The 25,583-nt window shown below is 62.5% G+C and carries 24 protein-coding genes and 1 pseudogene; 13 read left to right on the top strand and 12 right to left on the bottom strand.

Annotation, left to right across the window (positions count from 1 at the left end):
• Positions 1-50 precede the first annotated feature (50 nt).
• Positions 51-515 (bottom strand): TlpA disulfide reductase family protein, encoded by a 465-nt coding sequence (locus tag HWV67_RS19350; RefSeq protein ID WP_175652400.1) that lies wholly within the window; start codon positions 513-515, stop codon positions 51-53.
• Between the two features lie 86 nt (positions 516-601).
• Between HWV67_RS19350 and arsC the strand changes: the two genes are divergently transcribed.
• The 3 genes from arsC to HWV67_RS19335 are packed head-to-tail and all read left to right on the top strand — an operon-like array spanning position 602 to position 1,966.
• Positions 602-955, top strand: a complete 354-nt coding sequence (arsC, locus tag HWV67_RS19345) for an arsenate reductase (glutaredoxin) (RefSeq protein ID WP_175652399.1) — start codon at positions 602-604, stop codon at positions 953-955.
• A complete protein-coding gene (wrbA, locus tag HWV67_RS19340; RefSeq protein WP_175652398.1) occupies positions 952-1,557 on the top strand; it encodes an NAD(P)H:quinone oxidoreductase in 606 nt (201 codons plus the stop codon). The genes arsC and wrbA overlap by 4 nt, the downstream gene beginning before the upstream one ends.
• A complete protein-coding gene (locus HWV67_RS19335; RefSeq protein WP_095155387.1) occupies positions 1,550-1,966 on the top strand; it encodes a DUF2069 domain-containing protein in 417 nt (138 codons plus the stop codon). The genes wrbA and HWV67_RS19335 overlap by 8 nt, the downstream gene beginning before the upstream one ends.
• 103 nt (positions 1,967-2,069) lie before the next feature.
• Here the strand turns inward: HWV67_RS19335 and HWV67_RS19330 are convergent, their stop codons facing one another.
• Both HWV67_RS19330 and ttcA read right to left on the bottom strand, forming a co-directional pair.
• On the bottom strand, positions 2,070-2,741 hold the full coding sequence (locus HWV67_RS19330) for a DNA-3-methyladenine glycosylase I (RefSeq protein WP_175652397.1): 672 nt from the start codon (positions 2,739-2,741) through the stop codon (positions 2,070-2,072).
• A 3-nt stretch (positions 2,742-2,744) separates the two neighbouring features.
• A complete protein-coding gene (gene ttcA, locus HWV67_RS19325; RefSeq protein WP_175652396.1) occupies positions 2,745-3,569 on the bottom strand; it encodes a tRNA 2-thiocytidine(32) synthetase TtcA in 825 nt (274 codons plus the stop codon).
• Positions 3,570-3,839: 270 nt separating this feature from the next.
• Here ttcA and HWV67_RS19320 point away from each other — a divergent pair, with 270 nt between their 5' ends.
• The 4 genes from HWV67_RS19320 (at position 3,840) to leuD (ending at position 7,279) form a co-directional block, all read left to right on the top strand.
• Positions 3,840-4,439 (top strand): Yip1 family protein, encoded by a 600-nt coding sequence (locus HWV67_RS19320; protein ID WP_095155384.1) that lies wholly within the window; start codon positions 3,840-3,842, stop codon positions 4,437-4,439.
• 132 nt (positions 4,440-4,571) lie between these two features.
• Positions 4,572-5,066, top strand: coding sequence for a SprT family zinc-dependent metalloprotease (locus tag HWV67_RS19315; protein WP_175652395.1), 495 nt, complete (start codon positions 4,572-4,574; stop codon positions 5,064-5,066).
• Positions 5,067-5,247: 181 nt separating this feature from the next.
• Positions 5,248-6,669, top strand: coding sequence for a 3-isopropylmalate dehydratase large subunit (gene leuC, locus HWV67_RS19310; RefSeq protein WP_175652394.1), 1,422 nt, complete (start codon positions 5,248-5,250; stop codon positions 6,667-6,669).
• A gap of 1 nt (position 6,670) precedes the next feature.
• A complete protein-coding gene (gene leuD / locus HWV67_RS19305) occupies positions 6,671-7,279 on the top strand; it encodes a 3-isopropylmalate dehydratase small subunit (protein ID WP_175652393.1) in 609 nt (202 codons plus the stop codon).
• A gap of 49 nt (positions 7,280-7,328) precedes the next feature.
• Here the strand turns inward: leuD and ttdR are convergent, their stop codons facing one another.
• Positions 7,329-8,237: an L-tartrate utilization transcriptional activator TtdR gene (gene ttdR, locus HWV67_RS19300; protein ID WP_175652392.1), complete on the bottom strand. Its 909-nt coding sequence runs from the start codon at positions 8,235-8,237 to the stop codon at positions 7,329-7,331.
• A gap of 124 nt (positions 8,238-8,361) precedes the next feature.
• Between ttdR and HWV67_RS19295 the strand changes: the two genes are divergently transcribed.
• Entirely contained in the window at positions 8,362-9,696 is a 1,335-nt protein-coding gene (locus HWV67_RS19295; protein ID WP_175652391.1) for a 2-hydroxycarboxylate transporter family protein, read from the top strand.
• Positions 9,697-9,752: 56 nt separating this feature from the next.
• On the opposite strand, the gene HWV67_RS19290 is transcribed toward HWV67_RS19295, so the two are convergent.
• The 4 genes and pseudogenes from HWV67_RS19290 to HWV67_RS19275 form a co-directional block, all read right to left on the bottom strand.
• Positions 9,753-11,081 carry a dicarboxylate/amino acid:cation symporter gene (locus tag HWV67_RS19290; RefSeq protein WP_095155382.1) on the bottom strand — a complete coding sequence of 443 codons (1,329 nt, stop codon included), beginning with the start codon at positions 11,079-11,081 and terminating at the stop codon, positions 9,753-9,755.
• A gap of 329 nt (positions 11,082-11,410) precedes the next feature.
• Positions 11,411-12,757, bottom strand: coding sequence for an ATP-binding protein (locus tag HWV67_RS19285; RefSeq protein ID WP_175652390.1), 1,347 nt, complete (start codon positions 12,755-12,757; stop codon positions 11,411-11,413).
• Positions 12,754-13,431: a response regulator transcription factor gene (locus tag HWV67_RS19280; RefSeq protein WP_175652389.1), complete on the bottom strand. Its 678-nt coding sequence runs from the start codon at positions 13,429-13,431 to the stop codon at positions 12,754-12,756. The genes HWV67_RS19285 and HWV67_RS19280 overlap by 4 nt, the downstream gene beginning before the upstream one ends.
• A gap of 87 nt (positions 13,432-13,518) precedes the next feature.
• Positions 13,519-14,121: pseudogene (locus tag HWV67_RS19275) on the bottom strand (hypothetical protein).
• 159 nt (positions 14,122-14,280) lie between these two features.
• Between HWV67_RS19275 and HWV67_RS19270 the strand changes: the two are divergent.
• Positions 14,281-15,069, top strand: a complete 789-nt coding sequence (locus tag HWV67_RS19270) for a dienelactone hydrolase family protein (protein ID WP_175652388.1) — start codon at positions 14,281-14,283, stop codon at positions 15,067-15,069.
• A gap of 147 nt (positions 15,070-15,216) precedes the next feature.
• The gene (locus HWV67_RS19265) at positions 15,217-15,870 is read left to right on the top strand and encodes a 4'-phosphopantetheinyl transferase family protein (RefSeq protein ID WP_175652387.1); all 654 of its coding nucleotides are present in this window, start codon (positions 15,217-15,219) and stop codon (positions 15,868-15,870) included.
• Between the two features lies 1 nt (position 15,871).
• Here HWV67_RS19265 and HWV67_RS19260 read toward each other — a convergent pair whose 3' ends face one another.
• From HWV67_RS19260 to HWV67_RS19250, 3 genes are read right to left on the bottom strand one after another with little or no spacing between them, the layout of a single operon-like run.
• Positions 15,872-16,399: a (2Fe-2S)-binding protein gene (locus tag HWV67_RS19260; RefSeq protein ID WP_256680151.1), complete on the bottom strand. Its 528-nt coding sequence runs from the start codon at positions 16,397-16,399 to the stop codon at positions 15,872-15,874.
• Positions 16,396-18,009, bottom strand: coding sequence for an ATP-binding protein (locus HWV67_RS19255; protein WP_175652386.1), 1,614 nt, complete (start codon positions 18,007-18,009; stop codon positions 16,396-16,398). The genes HWV67_RS19260 and HWV67_RS19255 overlap by 4 nt, the downstream gene beginning before the upstream one ends.
• Positions 18,006-18,731 carry a response regulator transcription factor gene (locus HWV67_RS19250; RefSeq protein WP_095155374.1) on the bottom strand — a complete coding sequence of 242 codons (726 nt, stop codon included), beginning with the start codon at positions 18,729-18,731 and terminating at the stop codon, positions 18,006-18,008. Before HWV67_RS19250 ends, HWV67_RS19255 begins: the two co-directional genes overlap by 4 nt.
• A gap of 771 nt (positions 18,732-19,502) precedes the next feature.
• Here HWV67_RS19250 and HWV67_RS19245 point away from each other — a divergent pair.
• Together HWV67_RS19245 and HWV67_RS19240 are read left to right on the top strand one after the other, a co-directional pair.
• Positions 19,503-22,406, top strand: coding sequence for a ribonucleoside-diphosphate reductase subunit alpha (locus HWV67_RS19245; protein WP_175652385.1), 2,904 nt, complete (start codon positions 19,503-19,505; stop codon positions 22,404-22,406).
• Positions 22,407-22,623: 217 nt separating this feature from the next.
• On the top strand, positions 22,624-23,868 hold the full coding sequence (locus HWV67_RS19240; protein WP_095155372.1) for a ribonucleotide-diphosphate reductase subunit beta: 1,245 nt from the start codon (positions 22,624-22,626) through the stop codon (positions 23,866-23,868).
• A gap of 101 nt (positions 23,869-23,969) precedes the next feature.
• Here the strand turns inward: HWV67_RS19240 and HWV67_RS19235 are convergent, their stop codons facing one another.
• A complete protein-coding gene (locus HWV67_RS19235; RefSeq protein WP_175652384.1) occupies positions 23,970-24,635 on the bottom strand; it encodes a DUF2971 domain-containing protein in 666 nt (221 codons plus the stop codon).
• 257 nt (positions 24,636-24,892) lie between these two features.
• Here HWV67_RS19235 and HWV67_RS19230 point away from each other — a divergent pair, with 257 nt between their 5' ends.
• Positions 24,893-25,411 carry a BRO-N domain-containing protein gene (locus HWV67_RS19230; RefSeq protein ID WP_175652383.1) on the top strand — a complete coding sequence of 173 codons (519 nt, stop codon included), beginning with the start codon at positions 24,893-24,895 and terminating at the stop codon, positions 25,409-25,411.
• The last annotated feature ends 172 nt before the right edge of the window (positions 25,412-25,583 follow it).

Below are 25,583 nucleotides of genomic sequence, written 5' to 3'. Positions count from 1 at the left end.
CTGAGTTGCCGCCCATCGCGAGCAAGCTCGCTCCTACAGGAATGGCCTTATCAAGCGCCCTTGAGCGCCTTGATCTTCTCCACCAACCCCGCCTCGGTCTGCTCGCCCATCAACTGCTCCCGCACCTTGCCCTTGTCGTCGATGATGTAGGTCACCGGCAGCGCTTCGCTGCGTGGCAGGTCATAGCGCTCGGCAGGATCGTCGGCCAGCACGGTGAAACCGATGCCCATGGCTTCACTGGCCTTCTTCAGTTCGTCGCCCCGCAAACCGTCGAAATTCACCCCAACCACCGTCACGCCCTGGGGCTGCCATTCTTTGGCGAAGTGGTTCAGTTCGGGAATCTCGACGCGGCAAGGGCTGCACCATTCCGCCCAGTAGTTGAGCACTACCCAGCGGCCGTCGAGTTGTTCGGCTTTCACCGTGTTGCCGTTCTGGTCGAGGCCGTAGTCCGCACCGCAGCCACCGAGCAACAGGCTCGCGGTGATGGCCAGGGCTGCTGCCAAACGCCTTGTCATGGGTCAATCCTTCTTCAAGATTCAAGCAAAATGCCAATACGCTGCGGTTAGAATACCCGCCACTCACAGCCAGATGCGACCCTGACATGACTGACCTGACGCTTTACCACAACCCCCGCTGCTCCAAATCCCGTGGTGCGCTGGAACTGCTCGAAGAGCGCGGGCTGGCCCCGACCGTGGTGCGCTACCTGGAAACCCCGCCCAATGCCGCCACCCTCAAGGCGCTGCTGGGCAAACTGGGCATCGGCGCCCGGCAATTGCTGCGCACTGGCGAAGACGAATACAAAAGCCTCGACCTGGCCAACCCCGCGTTGAGCGACGAGCAACTGATCGCCGCCATGGCCGAGCATCCGAAACTGATCGAGCGGCCGATCCTGGTCGCCGGCGACAAGGCCGTGATCGGCCGTCCGCCCGAGAAGGTGCTGGAGATCCTGCCGTGAGCCAGCCCTACATCCTGGTTCTGTATTACAGCCGCCATGGCTCCACCAGCGAGATGGCCCGGCAGATCGCCCGCGGCGTCGAACTGGCCGGCCTGGAAGCACGCCTGCGCACCGTGCCGGCGATTTCCACCGAGTGTGAAGCGGTGTCGCCGTCGATCCCCGAGACCGGCGCCCTGTACGCCACCCTCGACGACCTGCGCCACTGCGCGGGCCTGGCCATGGGCAGCCCGACCCGCTTCGGCAACATGGCCGCGCCGCTCAAGTACTTCATCGATGGCACCAGCAGCCTGTGGCTGAGTGGCGGCCTGGTCGGCAAGCCAGCGGCGGTGTTCACCTCCACCGCCAGCCTGCACGGCGGCCAGGAATCGACCCTGCTGTCGATGCTGCTGCCGTTGATGCACCACGGCATGCTGATCATGGGCCTGCCTTACAGCGAGTCGGCGCTGGTCGAAACCCGTGGCGGCGGCACGCCGTATGGCGCCAGCCACCATGCCGGCGCCGATGGCAAGCGCGACCTGGATGCCGACGAAATCGCCCTGTGCCGCGCCCTTGGCCAGCGCCTGGCGAACACCGCCAAGCACCTGGAGAACGGCCGTGGCTAAGAAGCCGAAGATCCTTCCTGCGCTGGAATGGCTGGAACCGCGCGTACGCCTGACCCGGGCCCTGAGCCTGGCCGCATTCTTCGCGCTGATCGCCCTGCTGATCGTCAACACCCTGTTCTTCACCGACCTGCACGGTGCGCGGCCGTGGGTGGTTCTCGGCATTCAGTTGCTACCGCTGGCGCTGGTAGCGCCGGGCATGCTGGGCGGCAGCGCGCGGGCCCATGCCTGGATGTGCTTCGTGCTGAACCTGTATTTCATCACCGGCGTGGAAGCGGCATTCGACCCGTCGCGGGCGCTGTTTGGCTGGCTGGAAGTGGTGATCAGCCTGAAGCTGTTCGTCTGTGCGCTGCTGTATATCCGCTGGCGGTTTCAGTACGACCGGCGGTTGGCGGGGGAAGGCGCTGTTTGATTTGAAAGGCTCGCGGGTTGACGCAGAACCTGTAGGAGCGGTCCATCGCGGCTAACGGCCGCTCCTACAGGTTCCGCGCCGAATCACTGTGGTTGCCTGGAAATCAGTGATTGACCGTATGCGCCAGCATCACCGACAACTGGCACAGCGGTCGCCCGCTCTCGGCATGCCACTGGTTGAACGCCGCCTGCACCAGGGCCAGGTCACGCTGGCTGGTGGGCTTTTTGTCGATCACTTCCTGAGCGATCAGCGCGGCGGCCATGTCATCGGTGGGGATGAAGGTGTCCTTGCCGACCATGCGCAAAAAGCGTGGCGCCGATAACCCGCCCAACTGGTTGCCATGCTTGGTCAGGTACTTCCACAGCCCGGTGATGTCGGTTACCGGCCAGTCGGCGATCAACGCGCCGAAGCTGCCTTTTTCCTTCTGCACGTCGAGCACCATCTGCGCATTGCGCGGCACGCTCTTGAGCTTGCCCAGGTGACGGATCACCCGGGTGTCCTGCATCAGCCGCTCCAGGTGCTCGCCGCCCATCAGCACGACTTTCTCCGGATCAAAACCGAAGAACACCTCTTCGAACGCCGGCCACTTGGCATCCACCAGGCTGTGCTTGAGCCCGGCGCGGAAGACCCGCAGGGCCAGGGTCGAGAGATAGCGGTCATCACCGATGGCGCGCAACTGAGCCGGGGTTTTCGGCTGGGGCAGGTACGCCTCCAGCGCCGCGGCGGAGCCGAAGCGGTTCAGGCAGTACTCATACAGCCACTGGTAGTCGCGCATGGGTCAGATGTTCAGCACATTGAGGAAACGCGGGGTGGCCGTTTCATCGATGGAGAGGCTGGTGAAGTCGAACAGGTTGCGGTCGGCGAGCTGCGACGGCACCACGTTCTGCAGGCTGCGGAAGATACTGTCGGTACGGCCCGGGGTTTTGCGTTCCCACTCCACCAGCATGTCCTTGACCACCTGGCGCTGCAGGTTTTCCTGGGAGCCGCAGAGGTTGCACGGGATGATCGGGAATTCCTTCATGTCCGAGTAGGCCTGGATGTCCTTCTCGGAGCAGTAGGCCAGCGGGCGGATCACCACGTTGCGGCCATCGTCGGCGCGCAGCTTCGGCGGCATGGCTTTCATGGTGCCGTTGAAGAACATGTTGAGGAAGAAGGTCTCGACGATGTCGTCGCGGTGGTGACCGAGGGCCATCTTGGTCGCGCCGATCTCGTCGGCGAAGGTGTACAGCGTGCCGCGGCGCAGGCGTGAGCACAGCGAGCAGGTGGTCTTGCCTTCCGGGATCAGTTCCTTGACCACCGAGTAGGTGTCTTTCTCTACGATGTGGTACTCGACGCCGAGGGTCGCCAGGTAAGCCGGCAGTACATCCTCGGGGAAGCCGGGCTGCTTCTGGTCCATGTTCACCGCGACGATCTCGAACTTGATCGGCGCCACTTTCTGCAGGTGCAGCAGAACGTCGAGCATGGTGTAGCTGTCCTTGCCGCCAGACAGGCAGACCATGACCTTGTCGCCATCTTCGATCATGTTGTAGTCGGCGATGGCTTCGCCGGCGAGGCGCCGCAGGCGTTTTTGCAGTTTGTTCTGGTTGACCGAAAGGGTGCCCATAGCGCTTGAATCCGCGAGGTGTGACAAAAGGCGCGTATTTTACGCATAAACCGCTGCCGGACACAGACCCCTCCGATAAAGACTGCGAGGGAATCAAGCCCGACCCTGACAGCGCGATTTGCTCTAAAAAAGCGGGTTTGTGCGGCGAACGCCTTTCTATACTGCGACATAAGACCGCACCAATAGCGGTCTGTCCTGTCCGGCCCTGCCTTGTGGGCTAGCAAGCGCTCCGCTTGGGGGGCGACTGGAAACGACGTAGGAGTGATTGGCATGATCCATCACGTTGTAGGGCTGTTCACACACCCCGACCAGGAATGGCGGGAAATCCGTGGCGAAGAAGAATCCATCAGCCACATGTACCTCACCCACACCCTGATACTGGCGGCAATTCCCGCGGTATCGGCGTTTATCGGCACCACCCAGGTCGGCTGGGTCATCGGCGAGCGCGCCCCGGTCATGCTGACCATGGAAAGCGCAATATGGATGACCGTCATGTCCTACCTGGCCATGATCGCCGGCGTTGCGGTCATGGGCGCCTTCATCCACTGGATGGCGCGTACCTACGACGCCAATCCGAGCCTGGCGCAATGCATCGCGTTCGCCACCTACACCGCCACCCCGCTGTTCATCGGCGGCCTGGCGGCGCTTTACCCACACCTGTGGCTGGGGATGATCGTCGGCACGGCGGCCATCTGCTACACGGTCTATCTGCTCTACGTCGGGCTGCCGACCTTCATGAACATCCCTTCGGACGAAGGGTTCCTGTTCTCGAGTTCGGTGCTGGCCGTCGGGCTGGTGGTACTGGTTGCCATCATGGCGTTCACCGTCATCACCTGGGGACTGGGCGTGGGGCCCGTCTACACCAATTAGCAAAAATGCCAGTAACTTAGGGGCAATACCGTCAGGCCGCCGCAAGGCGGCCTGACTTCGTCTGCGGACCGGCGGTCTCGGCAGCGCGCTCATGGTTGCGGCATAATCGGCCGCTCAGGAGTACCCGACCACATGCCAGAGCTGCTCAAAACCCGCGTCGAAGACTGCTACAAGCAAGCCGAAGCCTTTTTCAAGCGTCCCTTCCACCGCCCCGACGTCAGCTTCAAGCTGCGCGGGCAGAAAGCCGGTGTCGCCCATCTGCACGAGAACCTGCTGCGCTTCAATCTCCAGTTGTACAAGGAGAACAGCGAGGACTTCCTGCGCCAGACCGTCGCCCACGAAGTCGCCCACCTGGTGGCGCACCAGTTGTTCGGCGACCGTATCCATCCGCATGGCGAGGAATGGCAACTGATCATGCGCGGGGTCTATGAACTGCCGCCCAATCGCTGCCACAACTACGACGTCAAGCGCCGCACCGTGACCCGGTATATCTACCGTTGCCCGTGCGCCGGGAGTGATTTCCCGTTTTCGGCGCAGCGCCACGGGCTGGTGCACAAAGGCCGGCGCTACCTGTGCCGCAAGTGCCGGCAGACGTTGGTGTTCAGCGGCGAAATCCGCCGGGAATAACGCCACCCTTCCCTGCCTTGCGCACGCCCCCACTAATCACGATTCGTGAAGCAATACATTCCATTACCTGGATTGATGCCTCATACGCATTGAATGATCCTTCATGGCAGGCCGGCCCTCCACGCAGGGGCCGCGCACTGATGTCTTCGGACTCGCATAACAATCACGCGCGAGAGCTGCCATGAATAGCCCGAGAACCCTCTACGACAAGCACATCGACTCCCACACCGTCTGCGCCCTGGACGACCACGGCCATGTGTTGCTGTACATCGACCGCCAGGTCGCCAACGAATACACCAGTCCTCAAGCCTTCAGCGGCTTGCGCGAAGCCGGGCGCAGCGTATGGCGGCCATCGGCGACCTTGTGCGTGGTGGATCACGTCAACCCCACGGCGCCACGGCGCATCGCCGCTATGCCCGACGCCGGGGGCGCCTTGCAGGTGTCGTACTTCGAACAGAACTGCCGGGACTTCGGCATCGAGCTGTTCGACGTGCTGGACAAGCGCCAGGGCATCGAGCACGTGGTCGCGCCCGAGCAGGGATTCATCCTGCCGGGCATGGTGGTCGCCGCCGGTGACAGCCACACCACCACCTACGGCGCACTGGGCGCCTTCGGCTTCGGCATCGGCACCTCGGAGATCGAACACCTGCTGGCGACTCAGACCCTGGTGTACAAGCGCCTGAAGACCCTGCGGGTCACAGTGTCCGGCGAGCTGGGCCTGGGCGTGACCTCCAAGGACATCATCATGGCCTTGATCCGCCGCATCAGCGCGTCCGGCGCCACCGGCTACGCCATCGAATTCAGCGGCCCGACCATCAACGCCCTCAGCGTCGAGGCGCGCATGACCATCTGCAACATGGCAGTGGAAGCTGGTGCCCGCGGTGCCTTCATGGCCCCGGACGACAAGGTCTTCGCCTACCTCAAGGACAAACCCCGCGCCCCGCGCGGCGAGCTGTGGGATCAGGCAGTGGCGCGCTGGCGCGAACTGTACAGCGACCCTGGCGCGGTGTTCGACGCAGAAGTCGAACTGGATGCCGCGGATCTGGAGCCGATGGTCACCTGGGGCACCAGCCCGGATCAGGCCGCACCGATTGGTGAACGAGTGCCGGACCCGAACCTGGAAAGCGACCTGATCCGCCGCCAGGACTTGCAGCGAGCGCTGCGCTACATGGGCCTTGAGCCCGGCGCGCGACTGGATCAAATCAGCATCAGCCATGCCTTCATCGGCTCCTGCACCAATGCCCGCATCGAAGACCTGCGCGACGCCGCCCGGGTGGTGCGCGGGCGCAAGGTGGCGGCCCACGTGCGGGCGATGATCGTCCCCGGCTCGACCCTGGTCCGCGATCAGGCGGAAGCCGAGGGCCTGGCCCATGTGTTTCGTGAGGCAGGGTTCGAGTGGCGGCAGTCCGGCTGCTCCATGTGCCTGGCGATGAACGACGACGTGCTCGGTGCCGGCGACCGCTGCGCCTCCAGCACCAACCGCAACTTCGAAGGCCGCCAGGGCGCCGGGGCGCGGACCCACCTGATGAGCCCGGCGATGGTCGCCGCCGCCGCAGTCAGCGGCTACCTGACTGACGTTCGCCACTTCGCCCTGGAGGCCTGACATGCAACCTTTCGATAGCGTTTGCGGCACCGCCACCCCCCTGCTGGCGGCCAACGTCGACACTGACGTGATCATGCCCAAGCAATTCCTCAAGGGAATCGACCGCGCAGGCCTGGACCGCGGTGTGTTCTTCGACCTGCGCTTTCTCGCCGACGGCCAGCCGAACCCAGAGTTCGTGCTGAATCAGGCGCCGTGGCAGTGGTCGCGCTTCCTGGTAGTGGGGCCGAATTTCGGCTGCGGCTCCAGCCGCGAACATGCGGTGTGGGGGCTCAAGCAACTGGGGATTCGCGCGCTGATCGGCAGCAGTTTTGCCGGGATATTCTTCGATAACTGCCAGCGCAACGGTGTGCTGCTGATCCAGTTGCCGGAAGAGCAGGTGCAAGAGATCGGGCGGCGGGTGGGGATGGCGGACAATTCCGAGATCTGCATTGACTTGCCGGCGCAAGAGATCCGCCTGTGGAACGGGCAAAGCATCCCGTTCGCGATTGATCCGCTACGCAAGGAAGCGCTGGTGCTGGGGCTGGATGCGATTGGCAGCACCTTGCAGCGGACCACGCAGATTCGGGCGTTCGAGGCGGGGCATTTACAGCGCAATCCCTGGCTGGCCTGATCGTTGGGCCTCATCGCTGCGGTTCGCCGCCGATGAGGCCAAAAGCCCCCTACCGATCCCGCAGATACCGCTCCAGAAACTCCACACACACCCGCAACTTGGCCGAGTCCGACAGCCGCGTCGGATACACCGCCCAGATGTTCGCGCTCTGGCTGTATTCATGCAGCACCTGCACCAGCCGCCCCTGCTCCAGCAGCGGCTGCACATCCCACTGCGAGCGCAGCAGGATGCCCTTCCCGCCCAGCGCCCACTGCAGCACGATCTCGCCATTGTTCGACGACAGCGCCCCGTTGACCCGCACCGACTCCTGTCGCCCGTCACTCTCCAGGTGCCACACCCCGAACGGGTTGTTGCGCTCCTTGAGGACCAGGCAATCGTGTTCGTCGAGGTCTTTGAGGGTCTTCGGCGTACCGCGGGCGGCCAGGTATTCCGGGGTGGCGCTGAGCACCCGATGATTGCTCACCAGCTTGCGGCTGATGTGCTGGCCGGGGATGTCGTCGCCCACGCGGATCTCCAGGTCGAAGCCCTCGGCGACGATGTCTACCACCCGGTCGAACACGTCCAGGCGCACTTCCAGGTCGGGATACAGCGAACTCAGCTCGGCGATCGCCGGAGCGATGTGGTTGCGACCAAAACCGAAGCTGCTGCAGATGTGCAGCATGCCCCGGGGCGCCTTGCGGGCTTCGGTCAGCTCGCCGACAAAATCGTCCAGGTCATCGAGGATGCGGATAGCCCAGCGCTGGGTGCGCTCGCCCGCCTCGGTCAGCGCGATACGTCGGGTGGTGCGATGCAGCAGCCTTGTCCCCAGCGTCTCTTCAAGAATGCGGATGCGCTTGCTGACATAGGCCGGAGACTGTCCCAGCTCATCGGCGGCACCGGCGAAACTGGCCTTGCGGATGACCGTGAGGAACACACGGAGGTCTTCGGGCAGCGGGGATTCGATACGAAGTGTGTTCATAGGTCTTATGGTTCGCGCGTTTATTCCACCAAACGCGAAGGATAGCATTCCTCCATCGACGCTCCGAGACGCGCATAGGGAGACGTCGCTTAGTCCTCCTACAACAACAAACAGAGGAAAAACCATGAGCCTGGTTTCCGATTCCGCGGTGGCGCACGACGACACTGCCACCTCTCCGCTACGCCGACTGCTGCGTTACGAAATCGGCGTGATTCCGCTGCCGTATTTCATCGGCATCGCCCTCATCGTGTTTCTCTCCGCCCATTTCGGCCTGCTGCCCAAGACCATGATCGGTGGCCTCGCCGTGATCATGACCATGGGCGTGTTCTTCGGCCAGATCGGCCAGCGCCTGCCGATCCTCAAGGAAATCGGCGGCGGTGCCATTCTTTGCCTGATGCTGCCGTCGGTGCTGGTGTTCTACGGCTTCTTCGGCAGCACCACCATCGACGCCACCAAGATGCTGATGAAGGACGCCAACTTCCTCTACTTCGTCATCGCCAGCCTGGTGGTGGGCAGCATCCTCGGCATGAACCGCTTCATCCTGGTCCAGGGCATGGTGCGCATGTTCGTGCCGCTGGTGGTGGGCACCCTGGCCGCAGTGGCCGTCGGCCTGCTGGTGGGCACGCTATTCGGCTACAGCGTCTATCACACGTTCTTCTTCATCATCGTGCCGATCATCGGCGGCGGCATCGGCGAGGGCATCCTGCCGCTGTCGCTGGCCTACTCCGCGATCCTCGGCGGCAGCCCCGACCAGTACGTGGCGCAACTGGTACCGGCGGCAGTGGTGGGCAATATCGTCGCGATCATCTGTGCCGGCGTGCTGGCCCGCCTGGCCTTGCGCAAGCCGCACCTGAACGGTGACGGCATGCTGATCCGGGCCAAGGAGGAAAACGACCTGTTCCGCGAACAGGAAGACAAGAGTGCGGGCATCGACTTCCGCTACATGGGCGCCGGTGTGCTGGTGATCTGCGCCTTCTTCATCCTTGGCGGCCTGCTGGAGAAGGTGGTGCACATCCCCGGGCCGGTGATGATGATTCTGGTGGCGGTGCTGTTCAAATACCTGCAAGTGCTGCCGGCCCGCCTGGAAGACGGCAGCAAGGCGTTCTACAAACTGGTGTCCACGGCCTTCATCTGGCCGGTGATGATCGGCCTGGGCATGCTCTACGTTCCGCTGGACAGCGTGGTCAAGGTGTTCTCGGTGGGCTACGTGGTGGTCTGCACCTCGGTAGTGATCGCCATGACCCTGGCAGGCTTCCTGGTCGGCAACCTGCTGAAGATGTTCCCCATCGAATCGGCCATCGTCACCTGCTGCCACAGTGGCCTGGGCGGCACCGGCGACGTGGCGATCCTGTCGGCGTCCAGCCGCATGTCACTGATGCCCTTCGCGCAGATTTCCACACGTATCGGCGGCGCCTCGACGGTGATTCTGGCGACCTTGCTGCTGGGGCTGTTCCACTGATTGGCAGGCACAAAAAAGCCCATCCGAAGATGGGCTTTTTGCAGTGCGCGATTCGCTTAGCGAACAGCCGGGCCTTCAGCCACACCCAGGTCATCGACCGGACGGGTTTCAGTCAGCGGCGAGCCACCGGAATCCAGCTCTTTGTGCAGCTTGTCTTCGTCCAGTTCCTTGACCCACTTGGCCACAACCACGGTGGCAACAGCGTTACCGATCAGGTTGGTCAGGGCGCGGGCTTCGGACATGAAGCGGTCGATACCGAGGATCAGCGCCAGGCCGGCAACCGGCAGGTGGCCGACAGCGGACAGGGTTGCCGCCAGAACGATGAAGCCGCTACCGGTGACGCCAGCAGCACCTTTGGACGCAACCAGCAGCACCAGCAGCAGGGTAATCTGGTGGGTGATGTCCATGGTGGTGTCGGTGGCCTGGGCGATGAACACCGCGGCCATGGTCAGGTAGATCGAAGTACCGTCGAGGTTGAACGAGTAGCCGGTCGGAATCACCAGGCCAACCACGGATTTCTTCGCGCCCAGGCGCTCCATCTTGGTCAGCATGCGTGGCAGCGCGGATTCCGAGGAGGAAGTGCCGAGCACGATCATCAGTTCTTCACGGATGTAGCGAATCAGTTTCAGAACGCTGAAACCGTGAGCGCGAGCGATACCGCCGAGGATCACCAGGATGAACAGCAGGCAGGTGATGTAGAAGCAGGCCATCAGGTAGCCCAACTGCACCAGGGAACCCACGCCGTACTGGCCAATGGTGAAGGCCATGGCACCGAAGGCACCGACCGGAGCCAGCTTCATGATCATGTTGATGATGTTGAACATGACATGGGCGAAGCGGTCGATCATGTCCAGCAGCGGACGACCGTAGGCACCCAGGCGATGCAGGGCGAAACCGAAGATCACCGAGAACATCAGCACTTGCAGGATGTCGCCGTTGGCGAAGGCGCCGACCACGGTGTTAGGAATGATGTTGAGCAGGAAGCCGATGGTGGTCTGCTGCGCGCCTGCGGCGGCGTAGGCTGCCACGCTGCTGGCGTTCAGAGTCGACACGTCGATGTGCATGCCAGCGCCAGGCTGAACCACGTTGACCACGACCAGGCCGATGATCAGGGCGATGGTGGAGACGATTTCGAAGTACAGCAGCGCGTAGCCGCCGGTCTTGCCCACCGATTTCATGCTCTGCATGCCGGCGATGCCGCTCACCACGGTGCAGAAGATGATGGGGGCGATGACCATCTTGATCAGTTTGACGAAGCCGTCACCCAGCGGCTTGAGGGCCACACCGGTTTCGGGATAGTAGTGGCCCAGCAGGATACCGATGGTGATCGCTACCAACACCTGGATATACAGCGATTTGTAAAGTGGCTGACGGGTTGTCGTCATGGCTATTTCCTCAAGGGTACCGGCCCGTCCTTCCCAGGACGCGAGGCACCTGACTCGCGAACCCTCCTGCACTGGAGGGATTTGTTGTGTCGAGCTGCGTGGCAGAACTCTGCGAGGTTCATAGCAAGCGCAATGCCAATTTGCGCTGTTGAGGTGCAACCCCGCGTTTTCGGGGGTTTCGCTGCACAATCCAGTGGCATTCATGCAGCGTGCACTTGGCGGATTTCCGCCCGTGGCGGGATTTATCCGGTTTGGCTTGGCGGTAATCCGCCTACAACCCGTGGGGAAATGGCTGGCGGGCGGAAATCCGCCAGCGCGGGCGTGGCGTGTCAGTCCACCAGAAAACGAATACGGAAGGCGGCACCGCCCAGAGGCGAGTCGGTGAGGGTGAGATGGGCGTCATAGCTGTCGATGATGTCCTTGACCACCGCAAGGCCGATGCCCTGCCCCGGGTTCTGCCGGTCCAGCCGCTCGCCGCGCTGCAGAATCCGCTCGCGCTGATCGGCCGGCACGCCAGGGCCATCGTCCTCGACGCACAGCTCAAGCTCGGCGCCGTCCTGAACCAGGCTCACCCTCACCTGCCCCAGGCACAGGCGCCAGGCGTTTTCCAGCAGGTTGCCGAGCATCTCCAGCAAAGCGCCCTGCTCCATCGGCACCCGCGCATCATCGGCCATGGCGAAATCGACCTGCACCGTCTTGTCGCGATAAACCTTGGCCAAGGTGCCGCACAGGCTTTCCACCAGGGGCCGCAACTGCACCTGATGGCGTACCAGACCGCTCTTGCGCAGGCTGGCGCGCTGCAACTGGTAGTCGATCTGCTGGCTCATGCGTTCGATCTGACTTTGCAGCCCCCGCGCCTGCTCGCGCTCTTCGGGGCGCTGGGCCATGCTTTCGCTGACGCCCTGCAGCACCGCCAGTGGTGTTTTCAGGCTGTGGGCCAGGTCGCCAAGGGAATCCCGGTAGCGCCCGCGCTGCTCGCGCTCGCTGTGTAGCAGGCGGTTCAGCGAGCGGGTCAGGCGCAGCAGTTCGCGGGGGTGCTCGCCACTCAGGCCTTCACGGGCGCCGGACTCCACCTGGTCCAGTTCCACGCTCATCTGCCGCAACGAGCGCAGGCCCCAGGTCAGTCCGGCCCAGAGCAGCAACAACAACACCAGCAGCGCGGCGCCGAAGCCCAGGTAGAGTTTTTCCCGCAGGCCGCTGATGGTCTGCTGGTACTCGCGCACCGGTTGCAGGGCCACGATGCTGAAGGCGGCGTTCTTGCCGCCGAGCAGCTTGACCTCGACGTCGTAAACGAAGAATTCCTCGCCGTCGTCCTGGCGGATCCGCGCGAACTCGTTGCCGCGACCGTCGTAGCGCGGCTGATAGTTGATGTTTTCGTTGGCGGTGGCCCGCGAGCGCCAGACCAGATTGCCCTGGCGGTCATAGATGTAGCCCAGCAGGCGGCTGTCGGGCAGGTTGAAGCGCTCGTCCGGCAGCAGCACCGGCATCATCAGTTCGTTGTTTTCGATCCGCGCGGCGGAAATCAGCGTGGTCACGTCCGACGCCAGGCGCTGCTCGATGGACTCCTGCAGGGCCAGACTGAAAGCCTTCTGCAACGCCGGCAGCAGCGCCAGCATGAACAGCAGCGCCAGCACGGCGGCCGCCAGCATCAGGCGCACGCGCAGCGAACGGATCATCGGCAGCGCTCGGTGAACAGGTAGCCGAGGCCACGCACGGTGTCGATCGGTTTGAAGCCCTGGCTGCCTTCCAGCTTGCGGCGCAGGCGGCCGACCAGCACTTCGATGACGTTCGGGTCACGCTCCTCGTCGTCCGGATAGAGTTGTTCCATCAGGCGCTCCTTGGCGACCACCTGCTGGTGATGGCGCATCAGGTATTCGAGGATGCGGTATTCGTAGGCGGTCAGCGCCAGCGGCTGCTCGTCCAGCAGCGCCTGTTTGCGGTTCAGGTCCAGGCGCAGCGGACCGGCGGTGATGGTGGCCTGGGTAAAACCGCTGGAGCGGCGCAACAAGGCGTTCAGGCGCGCCTCCAGCTCCTCGAACTGGAACGGCTTGACCACATAATCGTCGGCGCCGGCGGCCAGGCCCTCGACCTTGTCCTGCCAGTTGCCGCGGGCGGTGAGAATCAGGATCGGGAAGGTCTTGCCCTGGGCCCGCAGGCGGCCGATCAGGTCCAGCCCACTCATGCCGGGCAGGCCGAGGTCGATCACCGCGAGGTCGTGGTTGAACTGCTCGGCCTGGTAGAGCGCCTCCTCGCCGTCGCCCACCGCTTCGACCACGTGCCCGCTTTCGCTCAAGCGGCTGTAGAGGTGGTGGCGCAACAGCGCTTCATCCTCGACCACCAACAGTTTCATCACCTTCTCCCTTTGCAGTGCGCGGCGCGCAGAATAACAGCGAACCGGCCCTGTCCAGGGGCCGGTTCATCAAGCCTGGGCACGCAGTCAGAACCGGTAGTTGGCCGACAGGTAGGTCTGCGCGCTGCTGTCCAGGCGCAACGCCCCCAGTTTGTTGCCGCCGCTTTCGGCCAGCTCGGTGGTCGCGTTGCTGCGCAGGTAACGGTAGCCCAGCTCTACGGAGGTGTTGTCGCTGACTTGCTGCAACACGCCCGCTTGCAGACCGACCGCGTAACCGATGTCGCTGTCGCGGCTGGCACCCGGAGAGTCCTGTGTGAGCTTGGTCAGGCCGGCAGTTGCGCCGCCAAACAGCTTGGTGCTGCCGCCGACCGGATAGAACAGATCGTAGCTGCCGAGCAGATTTTCCTGACGCAGTTTGAGGCCGTTATGGGTGCCCGAGACATTGTCGTAGGTGGCGTAGTAGCGGCCTTACTCATTGATCTTGCCGAGGCGAATGCCCCAGGTGTCGTCCTTGCCGATGATCCCGTCGCTGTTGAGGTTGCCGACGTTCTCGGTGAGCAGCCCGGATTTCTTGACCTTGTCGCTGGTCTGACCGTAGGTGACGCTGGCGAAGGTGTCGTCGGCGGCCTGGACGGCCATGCTTGTGCCAAGGAAAGTCAGGGCGGCCAGCAGGGTGTTGAGGTTTTTCATGGGGATGTTCTCCACAGTGCTGCGGGTTTTGGAAATTGAGGTCTAGAGTAAGGCCCTGGCCCTGAACCGCCGCTGAACCCGGCCTGAACGCCGGCTGAACGTCTTTGATGTTCGAACCCATGTTTTGAAACCCATGCATTGAATCCAGGAGTACCGATCATGCGATTACTGTTTGCGGCCGTGCTGGTCGGCGCTGCCGGCCTGGCCCAGGCCGCCGTGCAAACCCGCGAGATTCCCTATCAGGACGCCGACGGCAAGCGCCTGGTCGGCTACTACGCCTACGACGATGCCGTGAAGGGCCCGGTGCCGGGCGTGGTCGTGGTGCATGAATGGTGGGGCCTGAACGACTACGCCAAGCGCCGCGCCCGCGACCTCGCGGCGCTGGGCTACAGCGCCCTGGCCATCGACATGTACGGCGACGGCAAGAACACCGAGCACCCGGCCGACGCCCTGGCGTTCATGCAGGCCGCCCTGAAAGACCCGGCCACCTCGGCCAAGCGTTTCGATGCCGGGGTCAAGCTGCTGAAAATCCAGCCGCAGACCGACAAGGAGCGTATCGCCGCGATTGGCTACTGCTTCGGCGGCAAGGTGGTGCTCGACGCCGCCCGCCGCGGCGAGTCGCTGGCTGGCGTGGCCAGCTTCCACGGCGCCCTGGTGACCGACACGCCGGCCACGCCCGGCAGCGTGAAGACCAAGATCCTGGTGGAACACGGCGGCGCTGACAGCATGGTCACCCCGCAGCAGGTGCAGGCGTTCAAGGACGAGATGAATGCGGCGAATGCCTCGTTCGAATTCGTCACCCTCGAGGGTGCCAAGCACGGTTTCACCAACCCAGACGCCGACCGCCTCAGCCATGGCGAACATGGCGGGCCGGACATCGGCTACAACAAGGCGGCGGATGAGAGCTCCTGGGCGGACCTGCAGGCGTTCTTCAAAAAGATCTTCTGACGCGTCAACGCTTCGCGACGGTTCGGCGCCCCGAACCGTCGCGATCAGCCCCACCGCCCTACCCTCTGGCCCCCCGACCGCCCACGGCACAATACCCGCCATGAACCGACCCCTTCCTGCTGCTCCCCCCTCCAACAGCACTGGCCCTTGCCCCGCCCGGTCCCCGGCGTGCAGTTGGTCAGTTGCGCCTTCGATCCGGCGCACCTCGCCAGCGACGATTTCCAGCGCGCCGCCATCGAGCAGACGCCGGCCCTGCAACGTTCAGTCGCCAAGCGCCAGGCCGAATACCTCGCCGGCCGGGTTTGCGCCCGCGCCGCGCTGCAACGCCTCGATGGCCGCGACTACGTGCCCGCCACCGGCGATGACCGCGCACCGATCTGGCCAGCCGGCATTAGCGGCTCGATCACCCATGGCAAGGGCTGGGCCGCCGCAGTGGTGGCACGCAGCAGTGATTGCGCGGGGCTGGGGCTGGATCAGGAAAGCCTGCTGGATGACGAACGCGCCGAGCGCCTGGCCAAGGAAATCCTCACCGAGGCCGAGCTGCTCCGCCTGGACCCGGCGCAGGTCGGGCTTACCGTCACCCTGACCTTCTCGCTCAAGGAAAGCCTGTTCAAGGCGCTCTATCCGCTGGTGCTCAAGCGCTTCTATTTCGAACACGCCGAAGTGCTGGAGTGGAACGACGCCGGCCACGCGCGCCTGCGCCTGCTCACCGACCTGTCGCCGGAATGGCACCACGGTCGCGAGCTGGAAGGACAGTTTTGTCTGATGGGCGACCAGTTGCTGAGCCTGGTCGCGGTCTGATTCAGGAAAGCAGCGGGCAGTGTTCGCAGTGCCCCACCCACTGAACTTTGTAGCTCAGGCAGCAGGTACGCCGTCGGCGGCGGCCTTGTTCGTCGTAGGACACTGCGGCGAACAACGGGCTGTCCGGTGCCTCCAGCCACGCCTTCGCCTGCGCGCCGGCCTGCTGCTCCAGGCAGTCCCCGGCATTGCCCCAAAGCACCGCGCGCGCCACGCCGCCAAGCCGCGCCAGACGCTCGATAAGCGGCGGCAGATGGCTTTCGATCGCTTGTGCCAGTCCGTTCAGCCCATCATCGGAATAAAAGCCGACGGGCAAGCCGCGCTCGTCCAGCGCTATCCGCAACCCGCCAGACAGCCGGGGCGCTCGTCCGGCCAGCGCTTCGCGCCAGAGCAACATGAAGTAGTACTTGGACCACTGCGACACCAGCACCGGTAACTGCGCCGGCATCAACTCCGGGCCATAAAGCGCCAGCAGCAGTGCATGAAAACGCTGCGGTTCCAGCAGTTCATCCAGTGCAACCGCCTCACTCATTGCGCACCCGGCGTCTGCTCGCGCGGCCAGCTCAGGCTGAAACAGGCGCCGCCCAGGTGCACGCTCTTGCCGATCAGCGCGCGACCGTTATGCCAGTGGATGATGCGCCGAACGATGGACAGCCCCAGCCCATGACCACCGGAAGACCGGGTGCGGCTGTCATCGAGGCGGGTAAAGGGCGTGAAGATCCGGTCCCAGGCGGTTTCCGGGACGCCGGGACCGTCGTCCTCGACATCGATACGGCACCGTTGCAGCCCCAACTGATAACTGAGGCTGACCTCGGATTCGGCATGGCGCATGGCATTGCTCACCAGATTCTGCAGGGCGCGGTGCAGGTAGCGGGGCTCGGCCTCGACCCACGCACCTTGGGCATCCTCACCACCCTGGCACGTCCCGCGCACCACCCGCACCTCGCGGCGCAGCGGCGCCAGCTCGGCGATTACCTGGTCGAGCAAGGCATCCAGGTCGACCCGCTGGAAATGCAGGGCCGGCGCGCCCTGTTCGAGGCGGGCATACATCAGCATCTCGTCGACCAGCTTGTCGAGGTCCTGAATGTCGTTGTCCATGCCCGCCAGGTACTTCTCGCGGGCCTGGTCGTTGCTGGCGCTGGCGATCATTTCGAGGCCGAAGCGCAACCGCGCAACAGGCGTGCGCAACTCATGGGACACCGCCCGCACCAGCTCGCGCTGGATGGTCAATGAACGCTGCAAGTGCTCGGCCATGCCATTGAAGGCCTCGGCCAGCCGCCCCACCGAATCGGCGCCCTGCACCACCACCCGGGTTTCCAGGCTGCCCTGGGTGATCTGCGTCGCAGCCGTTTCGACCTTGGACAGACGCCGCTCCAGTTGCCGCACCAGCAAGTAGACCACCAGCCCGATCAGGCTCAGGCCAAGGGCGGCGATGAGCACCAGCAATTGCGTCGGGTACGGATTCATCTGATACAGGGGGCCAATTTCCAGCACCCAGGGCGTTCCGGAGATACCGGCGAACACGCGGATCGAGTTGCCCTCCTTGCCCAAGGCCATCACCGTGTCGCCTTCTTCGACCCGGCGACGCTGGTCTTCGTCCATGTCGGCATCGGTCTGCGCCAGCAAGCGCAGGTCGAAGCCGAAACCCTTGCTCTGCTTGAGTTCTGCCAGGCGCCGGGCCTGTTCCGCCACCGGATAGCGGATCAACTCGTCCACCAGCAGGTAGATGGTGGCGCGGGCCAGTTGCTCGCTGATCTGCTGCACATCGCCGGTCAGCAACAGGTCTTGCCCCTTGAGCTGGCTGATGACCCGCGCCGCATGGGGACCGGTGTGTTCCACCAGCACCTGGCCGCGTTGCAGGCGGGTGCGCTGGCTGCCGTCGATGCCGACCTCGTTGCTGCTCTGCAACGCCAGGGGAATACCCAACAGGCGCTCCCACAGGGCCACGGCCCGCGTGCGCTCGACGCTGTTCATGCGTGTCAGGTTGTCGGCCATCAGGGTGAAGGTGCCGTGGGCCAGGCGCTCGCGGTACTGGTCGGAGCGCACTTCGTTGAGCAGGTGCAGGCTGAGGACGCCGAGCACCGCCACCAGCACCAGAACGCCAAGCATGCCGCCGTAGATTCGCAGGAAGATCGAGTTCATTCGGACAGGCCCATGGCCTCGGCGGCCTCGCGGACGAACAGGTAGCCCTTGCCGCGGATGGTCTTGATCATTCGCGGGTGGATCGGGTCGTCGCCGATGCGCGGGCGGATGCGCGAAATGCGCACATCGATGGAGCGGTCCTGGCCGTCGTAACCGACGCCGCGCAGGGAGGTGAAGATTTCTTCCCGCGAGAGAATCCGCCCGGCGTTGCTCACCAGCAGCCAGAGCAGGTCAAATTCGGCGCTGGTCAGTTCGATGCCGGCCTCGCCAAGCCAGGCCTCGCGCAGGGTGCTATCGACCCGCAGCGGGCCGAATTGCAGCGCTCGCCGCTCGGTGGTGGTGACGGGGCTTTCGCTGCGCCGCAACAGGGCGTTGATCCGCGCCAGCAGCAGGCGCGGACGCACCGGCTTGCACACATAGTCGTCGGCGCCCAGGTCCAGGCCCTGGACCTGATCGAGGTCGTCGCTGCGCGCGGTGAGCATCAGGATCGGCCCGGCATAGCGCTGGCGCACCTTGCGGCAGATGCTCAGGCCGTCTTCGCCGGGCAGCATCAGGTCAAGGATCACCAGGTCCGGCTGCTCGTTGATGATCCGCGCTGCGGCCTTGGCGCCGTCGCCCTCGACCTCGACGCTGAAGCCATTGGCCTGGAGGTATTCGCGGGTCAGTTCGGCGAGACGCTGGTCATCCTCGACGATCAACACCTGACTGCTCTGCTGCTCCAAGGGCCACCTCTGCTTGTTGTTATGGGATCGACGCCGCCGCCATCACCAAAGGGCAACATCGGCCCCGGATACTACGATGCGCACCGGCCACTGCCAACCGCGCGCACGGGCGAGGCAAATAGCCTGCCAACGACCTCGGTCAGCGCTGTTTTTTGTGATAGGGTTCGCGCCCCCAAAAATCCCTTCGTCGCCTTTTCTTACATTAAAAAAGGATGACAGGCGGTCTCATCGCGGCAGGACGGGGCCTACAGCGTTTTGTTCAGTTTCACTCACAATCTACCCACAAGTTATCCACAGGCCGTCGCCTTGCAATACCCCCGAGACCGCATTATCTTGTATCTCAGTCGCAGCAAAACACTACATCTTGGGTTTTCACGAAATCCCCAAGCACAAGACAAGCATCGAACTCAAGCCCTTCAGCGGCTGTTTTTTTTGCTTGAACTTAAAGTGATTTCAGCAGCCAAACCGCTCCTGCGGAGGCGACCGTTGCAAGCCCTTTGAGGGCCTTGTTCCGGGTATGGGTAGTGCAGGCCAGGGCCGCACCCCCAACAGCAACAGATTTTGGGTTGTCGACCCAAGACTTTTGACTTCGGCCAGGGAGCGGCATGCGAATGCCCCTTTTTCCTGATCCGTCCCGAAGTCGGGTATGTGCCCAGAGCGGCGCGCGAGAGCCTTTGAGCCACGCGCGTGCCAGGTGCCTGTCGGGCTTTTGGATGGAACGGTTGGCGCCCACCCGGCGCCTAAACAAACTTAAAGAACGTGGAGACACCCATGCAAACCGACACAACTCGCGAGAACCCGCAGGCCAAGGCGCCGCAGGCCGCAGATTCGAATCAGGATCTGGCAGCGACCGCCCCCGGCCAACTGCGCGTGATCAAGCGTAACGGCACTGTCGTTCCTTACACCGACGACAAGATCACCGTAGCCATCACCAAAGCGTTCCTTGCAGTTGAAGGCGGCACCGCCGCCGCGTCGTCGCGTATCCACGACACCGTCGCGCGCCTGACCGAGCAGGTCACCGCGACCTTCAAGCGCCGCATGCCTTCCGGCGGCACCATCCATATCGAAGAGATCCAGGACCAGGTCGAACTGGCCTTGATGCGCGCCGGCGAACAGAAAGTCGCCCGCGACTACGTGATCTACCGCGACCAGCGTGCCCGTGAGCGCGCCACCCGCAGCAACACCGACGCCGTCGTGCAGCCGCACCCGAGCATCCGCATCACCCTGACCGACGGCAGCCTGTCGCCGCTGGACATGAACCGCCTGAACACCATCATCACCGAGGCCTGCGAAGGCCTGGCCGAAGTCGATGGCGAGCTGATCCAGCGCGAAACCCTGAAGAACCTGTACGACGGCGTGGCCATCAAGGACGTCAACACCGCCCTGGTGATGACCGCCCGTACCCTGGTCGAGCGTGAGCCGAACTACTCCTTCGTCACCGCCCGCCTGCTGATGGACACCCTGCGCGCCGAAGGCCTGGGCTTCCTCGAAGTCGCCGACGCCGCCACCCACCACGAAATGGCCGACCTGTACGCCAAGGCACTGCCGGCCTACATCGCGAAGGGTGTCGAGTACGAACTGCTCGACCCGGCCCTCGCGACCTTCGACCTCGACCGCATGGGTCAGGCGATCAATCACGAGCGTGACCAGCAATTCACCTACCTCGGCCTGCAGACCCTGTACGACCGCTACTTCATCCACAAGGATGGCGTGCGCTTCGAACTGCCGCAGGTGTTCTTCATGCGCGTCGCCATGGGCCTGGCCCTGGGCGAGAAAGACCGTGAAGCCCGCGCGATCGAGTTCTACAACCTGCTGTCGTCCTTCGACTACATGGCGTCGACCCCGACCCTGTTCAACGCCGGTACCCTGCGCCCGCAACTGTCGAGCTGCTACCTGACCACCGTGCCGGACGACCTGTCGGGCATCTACCACGCGATCCACGACAACGCCATGCTGTCGAAATTCGCCGGAGGCCTGGGCAACGACTGGACCCCGGTGCGTGCGCTGGGCTCCTACATCAAGGGCACCAACGGCAAATCCCAGGGCGTCGTGCCATTCCTGAAAGTGGTCAACGACACCGCCGTCGCGGTCAACCAGGGCGGCAAGCGCAAAGGCGCTGTCTGTGCCTACCTGGAAACCTGGCACCTGGACATCGAAGAATTCATCGAGCTGCGCAAGAACACCGGTGATGACCGTCGTCGTACCCACGACATGAACACCGCCAACTGGATCCCTGACCTGTTCATGAAGCGCGTCTTCGATGACGGCAAGTGGACCCTGTTCTCGCCATCGGAAGTGCCAGACCTGCACGACCTGACCGGCAAGGCCTTCGAAGAGCGCTACGAGTACTACGAAGCCCTGACCGAGTACAACAAGATCAAGGTGTTCAAGACCATCCAGGCCAAAGACCTGTGGCGCAAGATGCTCTCGATGCTGTTCGAGACCGGCCACCCATGGCTGACCTTCAAGGACCCGTGCAACCTGCGCAGCCCGCAGCAGCACGTGGGCGTGGTCCACAGCTCGAACCTGTGCACCGAGATCACCCTGAACACCAACAAGGACGAGATCGCCGTCTGCAACCTGGGCTCGATCAACCTGCCGAACCACATCGTCGACGGCAAACTCGACCACACCAAACTGCAACGCACCGTGAACACTGCCGTGCGCATGCTGGATAACGTGATCGACATCAACTACTACTCCGTGCCGCAGGCTCGCAACTCGAACCTCAAGCACCGTCCGGTCGGCCTCGGCATCATGGGCTTCCAGGACGCGCTGTACCTGCAGCACATCGCCTACGGTTCCGACGCTGCCGTCGAGTTCGCCGACCGTTCGATGGAAGCGGTCAGCTACTTCGCCATCCAGGCCTCCTGTGACCTGGCCGACGAGCGCGGTGCCTACGAGACCTTCCAGGGTTCGCTGTGGTCCAAAGGCGTGCTGCCGCTGGACTCGCAACAGATCCTGATCGAGGCCCGTGGCGCCAAGTACATCGACGTCAACCTCGAAGAGCACCTGGACTGGGCACCGGTTCGCGAGCGTGTACAAAAAGGTATTCGTAACTCGAACATCATGGCCATCGCGCCGACCGCGACCATCGCCAACATCACCGGCGTGTCGCAGTCCATCGAGCCGACCTACCAGAACCTGTACGTGAAATCGAACCTGTCGGGCGAATTCACCGTGATCAACCCGTACCTGGTTCGCGACCTCAAGGCCCGCGGCCTGTGGGACTCGGTCATGATCAACGACCTGAAGTACTACGACGGTTCCGTGCAGCAGATCGAGCGTATCCCGCAAGAGCTGAAAGACCTGTACGCCACGGCGTTCGAAGTTGAAACCAAGTGGATCGTCGATGCTGCCAGCCGTCGCCAGAAGTGGATCGACCAGGCTCAGTCGCTGAACCTGTACATCGCCGGCGCCTCGGGCAAGAAGCTGGACGTGACCTACCGCATGGCCTGGTTCCGTGGTCTGAAAACCACCTACTACCTCCGTGCCCTGGCCGCGACCAGCACCGAGAAGTCGACCATCACCACCGGCAAGCTCAACGCCGTTTCCAGCGGTGGCGACAACAGCGCTCCGGTCCAGGCCCAGGCCGCTCCGGCCGCAGCCCCTGCTCCAGCGCCAGTGCCTAAAGCCTGCGCGATCGACGAGCCGGACTGCGAAGCCTGCCAATAAGGTGATCGTGAGGCTTCCTTCGGGAAGCCTCACTGCTGCCAGGATGAACGGCGTACTCATGATCGAGGCCGACGCCGTCCCTGAGCCAGAAACAAAAAGACCGAAGCCCCAAGGCTCCGGCTCTCAGATTTTGCGTGCACTGCAGTACCCGAACGCAAGCACCGCAACCAAGATCCACTGGCCATACTGAACATGGCCCTCAAGCAGGAGACCCACCATGCTGAGCTGGGACGAATTCGACAAAGAAGACGGCGAAGCCACCGCCAAAAGCGGTAATGCCCAAGCCGCTGCCACCGGTATCGACAAACTCGACAGCGCCGGCGGTGCCGCCGCCCTCGAAGCCCGCGCTGTGACCAGCACCGACTCTGACGCGGTGATCCGCGCCAAGGCCGCCCTGGACGACCTCGACATCGCCGAAGGCCTGGCCGAGCTGGAAGGCTCCGCCGCCCGCGTTGCCGTTGACGAAAAGCGCATGATCAACTGCCGCGCCGACCTCAACCAACTGGTCCCGTTCAAGTACGACTGGGCCTGGCAGAAGTACCTGGACGGCTGCGCCAACCACTGGATGCCGCAAGAGGTCAACATGACCGCGGACATCGCCCTGTGGAAGAGCCCGGAAGGCCTGACCGATGACGAGCGCCGCATCGTCATGCGCAACCTCGGCTTCTTCTCCACCGCCGACTCCCTGGTTGCCAACAACCTCGCGCTGGCCGTGTACCGCCTGATCACCAACCCCGAGTGCCGCCAGTACATCCTGCGCCAGGCCTTCGAGGAAGCGATCCACACCCACGCCTACCAGTACTGCATCGAATCGCTGGGCATGGATGAAGGCGAGATCTTCAACATGTACCACGAGATCCCGTCGGTCGCGAAAAAGGCCGCTTGGGGCCTGCGTTACACCCGCGCGATCTCCGACCCGGAATTCGATACCGGCACCGTCGAGACCGACAAGGAACTGCTGCGCAACCTGATCGCCTACTACTGCGTTCTGGAAGGCATCTTCTTCTACTGCGGCTTCACCCAGATCCTCTCCATGGGTCGCCGCAACAAGATGACCGGCGTGGCCGAGCAGTTCCAGTACATCCTGCGTGACGAGTCCATGCACCTGAACTTCGGTATCGACGTGATCAACCAGATCAAGATCGAAAACCCGCACCTGTGGGATGCCGAAATGAAGGAAGAAGCCTCGCAGATGATCCTGCAGGGCACCCAGCTCGAAATCGAATACGCTCGCGACACCATGCCGCGCGGCGTACTGGGCATGAACGCCGCGATGATGGAGGACTACCTCAAATTCATCGCCAACCGTCGCCTGTCGCAGATCGGTCTGAAGGAAGAGTACCCAGGTACCACTAACCCGTTCCCATGGATGAGCGAGATCATGGACTTGAAGAAGGAGAAGAACTTCTTTGAGACTCGGGTTATCGAGTATCAGACGGGTGGGGCGTTGAGCTGGGATTGATTATCGCCTCCTGACCCCTAGCCACCGAAGCCACCGCGCGAGATGCTCGGTGGCTTATTTATTTTCGCAACCAGCATCAAAAACCTCCTATTCTTAAAAGTCTAAAGCATATCTTCAGTTATCTCGGTGTCTTCTACCTTAATTAGTCGAGGCGAACGATAGAGGGCCGAACGAGTAACCTGACCTTTAAAGCCAAACTTATTTTTAAAATAAAACTTCAAAGCATCAACTAGCTCCTCCGGAGCGCGAGGATCAAGAAGTATATTGTTTACAAAATAATGAGGATCGACTTTTATGCTAATCCCCGACTTAACTACTGATCGATCTTCTTTTGGAGAAAATAAAGTGGCACGCCACTCTGTCTCGTGGCTAAAAGCGTCCCGCTTCATGTACAGCATGTCAACAGCTCGACCAACCGAATAGTGTTCTTTGAGGTCCTTTTCTATTTGAAGTGCTGTTTGATCCAGGTCCGTCTTAGACTTGTATTCCACTGCTCTCAACCGATACTTCAATTCAGACTCTTTAATAGCAGCCCTTATAGTTTCTCTCAACTTTCTTGGCGTAGTTGATATACGAACACCCAAACCATTGCTCGAATATATTCTCCACATAGCATCTGATATTCCCATTTGCCCCCAGCACTGAGCAAATATTGCATGATCATTTGGGTGTTTAAGCCGTTTCTCATACGGATCATCCCAAACGCTTGGATTAGCAAAGTATAGCGTTTCACTTTCAAAGATTTTAACAACCTTTGAAAAATCCATTATCCTATACAACCTCTTTGGCTCTTCAGAATCCACCTTCACGCCCCTAGAAGTCAAGAAACACCATTGACCAAACATCATTAATACAACACACGATTCTTACAGGCAACGATATTCTCTTACCTAAAAACATTTTTAGAGATTTGACCGACTATTGATTTCCATCTTAAATACTACTCTATAGCGCCTAAGAAACGCTTCACGCAGCGGCATCCCGTTCCCGAAAGCAACGGCTCTTCCTTTTTGGCAGGCCGATCATGACTCATTCCTATATCCCCACCCTCTTCACCCGCCACAACCGCCCTCTCCACACCCTCTGGCTCGAATCCCAAGCGTGGTTCTGCGCCCGCGAATTCGGGCGATTGATGGGCTGTTATGTCGATGAGCGCACCCTGCGCCGGCTCGATCCGGATCAGCATCGCAGTGTGATGTTGTTCCGCTATGACCGGTATGCCGAGACGCTGATGATCAGCGAGTCCGGCGCCTACACCGTGTTGGCGCATCACTATGTGCCGGAGAACCGCTCGCTGCGGCATTGGCTGACCCATGAGGTGGTGGCGGTGTTGCGGGATGGGCAGGACAACGCGGGCGAGGATGGGCCGCGACTGGGCCTGATGCGCTGGGGTCGGAAGCAGGTAGTCAGCCTGCTGTATTGGCAGAGTGAGCCTTGGGTGAGGTTGCGGGATATGCCTGTCGTAGTGGATGGGCCGCAGGTGATGCCACGCGAAGGGATGTCGGCCTGGAAGGCGTGGGTAAAGAGGGTCGTAAGTTTCTGATTCTTGTCCTGCCGCACCGGCGGCTCGTCGCGGCGGTCCGGCGTCCCGGTGAACCCGCGCTCATAGAACAAACATGGCTAATTGATTTGGCTGGACTCCGTAGGAGCGAGCTTGCTCGCGAAGGCGTTAGTGAGATCACCAGCGCCTTCGCGAGCAAGCTCGCTCCTACAAG

This window comes from Pseudomonas sp. Marseille-P9899 (assembly GCF_903166565.1).
GTDB lineage: Bacteria > Pseudomonadota > Gammaproteobacteria > Pseudomonadales > Pseudomonadaceae > Aquipseudomonas > Aquipseudomonas huaxiensis.
This window is presented reverse-complemented; position numbering and strand designations above follow the sequence as displayed.

Excerpts from the sequence above, each read along its gene's own strand:
- HWV67_RS19350 (WP_175652400.1), bottom strand. The coding sequence starts at position 515 with ATGACAAGGCGTTTGGCAGCAGCCCTGGCCATCACCGCGAGCCTGTTG.
- arsC (WP_175652399.1), top strand. The coding sequence starts at position 602 with ATGACTGACCTGACGCTTTACCACAACCCCCGCTGCTCCAAATCCCGT.
- HWV67_RS19330 (WP_175652397.1), bottom strand. The coding sequence starts at position 2,741 with ATGCGCGACTACCAGTGGCTGTATGAGTACTGCCTGAACCGCTTCGGC.
- ttcA (WP_175652396.1), bottom strand. The coding sequence starts at position 3,569 with ATGGGCACCCTTTCGGTCAACCAGAACAAACTGCAAAAACGCCTGCGG.
- HWV67_RS19320 (WP_095155384.1), top strand. The coding sequence starts at position 3,840 with ATGATCCATCACGTTGTAGGGCTGTTCACACACCCCGACCAGGAATGG.
- HWV67_RS19315 (WP_175652395.1), top strand. The coding sequence starts at position 4,572 with ATGCCAGAGCTGCTCAAAACCCGCGTCGAAGACTGCTACAAGCAAGCC.
- leuC (WP_175652394.1), top strand. The coding sequence starts at position 5,248 with ATGAATAGCCCGAGAACCCTCTACGACAAGCACATCGACTCCCACACC.
- leuD (WP_175652393.1), top strand. The coding sequence starts at position 6,671 with ATGCAACCTTTCGATAGCGTTTGCGGCACCGCCACCCCCCTGCTGGCG.
- ttdR (WP_175652392.1), bottom strand. The coding sequence starts at position 8,237 with ATGAACACACTTCGTATCGAATCCCCGCTGCCCGAAGACCTCCGTGTG.
- HWV67_RS19295 (WP_175652391.1), top strand. The coding sequence starts at position 8,362 with ATGAGCCTGGTTTCCGATTCCGCGGTGGCGCACGACGACACTGCCACC.
- HWV67_RS19290 (WP_095155382.1), bottom strand. The coding sequence starts at position 11,081 with ATGACGACAACCCGTCAGCCACTTTACAAATCGCTGTATATCCAGGTG.
- HWV67_RS19285 (WP_175652390.1), bottom strand. The coding sequence starts at position 12,757 with ATGATCCGTTCGCTGCGCGTGCGCCTGATGCTGGCGGCCGCCGTGCTG.
- HWV67_RS19280 (WP_175652389.1), bottom strand. The coding sequence starts at position 13,431 with ATGAAACTGTTGGTGGTCGAGGATGAAGCGCTGTTGCGCCACCACCTC.
- HWV67_RS19270 (WP_175652388.1), top strand. The coding sequence starts at position 14,281 with ATGCGATTACTGTTTGCGGCCGTGCTGGTCGGCGCTGCCGGCCTGGCC.
- HWV67_RS19260 (WP_256680151.1), bottom strand. The coding sequence starts at position 16,399 with ATGAGTGAGGCGGTTGCACTGGATGAACTGCTGGAACCGCAGCGTTTT.
- HWV67_RS19255 (WP_175652386.1), bottom strand. The coding sequence starts at position 18,009 with ATGAACTCGATCTTCCTGCGAATCTACGGCGGCATGCTTGGCGTTCTG.
- HWV67_RS19245 (WP_175652385.1), top strand. The coding sequence starts at position 19,503 with ATGCAAACCGACACAACTCGCGAGAACCCGCAGGCCAAGGCGCCGCAG.
- HWV67_RS19240 (WP_095155372.1), top strand. The coding sequence starts at position 22,624 with ATGCTGAGCTGGGACGAATTCGACAAAGAAGACGGCGAAGCCACCGCC.
- HWV67_RS19235 (WP_175652384.1), bottom strand. The coding sequence starts at position 24,635 with ATGGATTTTTCAAAGGTTGTTAAAATCTTTGAAAGTGAAACGCTATAC.
- HWV67_RS19230 (WP_175652383.1), top strand. The coding sequence starts at position 24,893 with ATGACTCATTCCTATATCCCCACCCTCTTCACCCGCCACAACCGCCCT.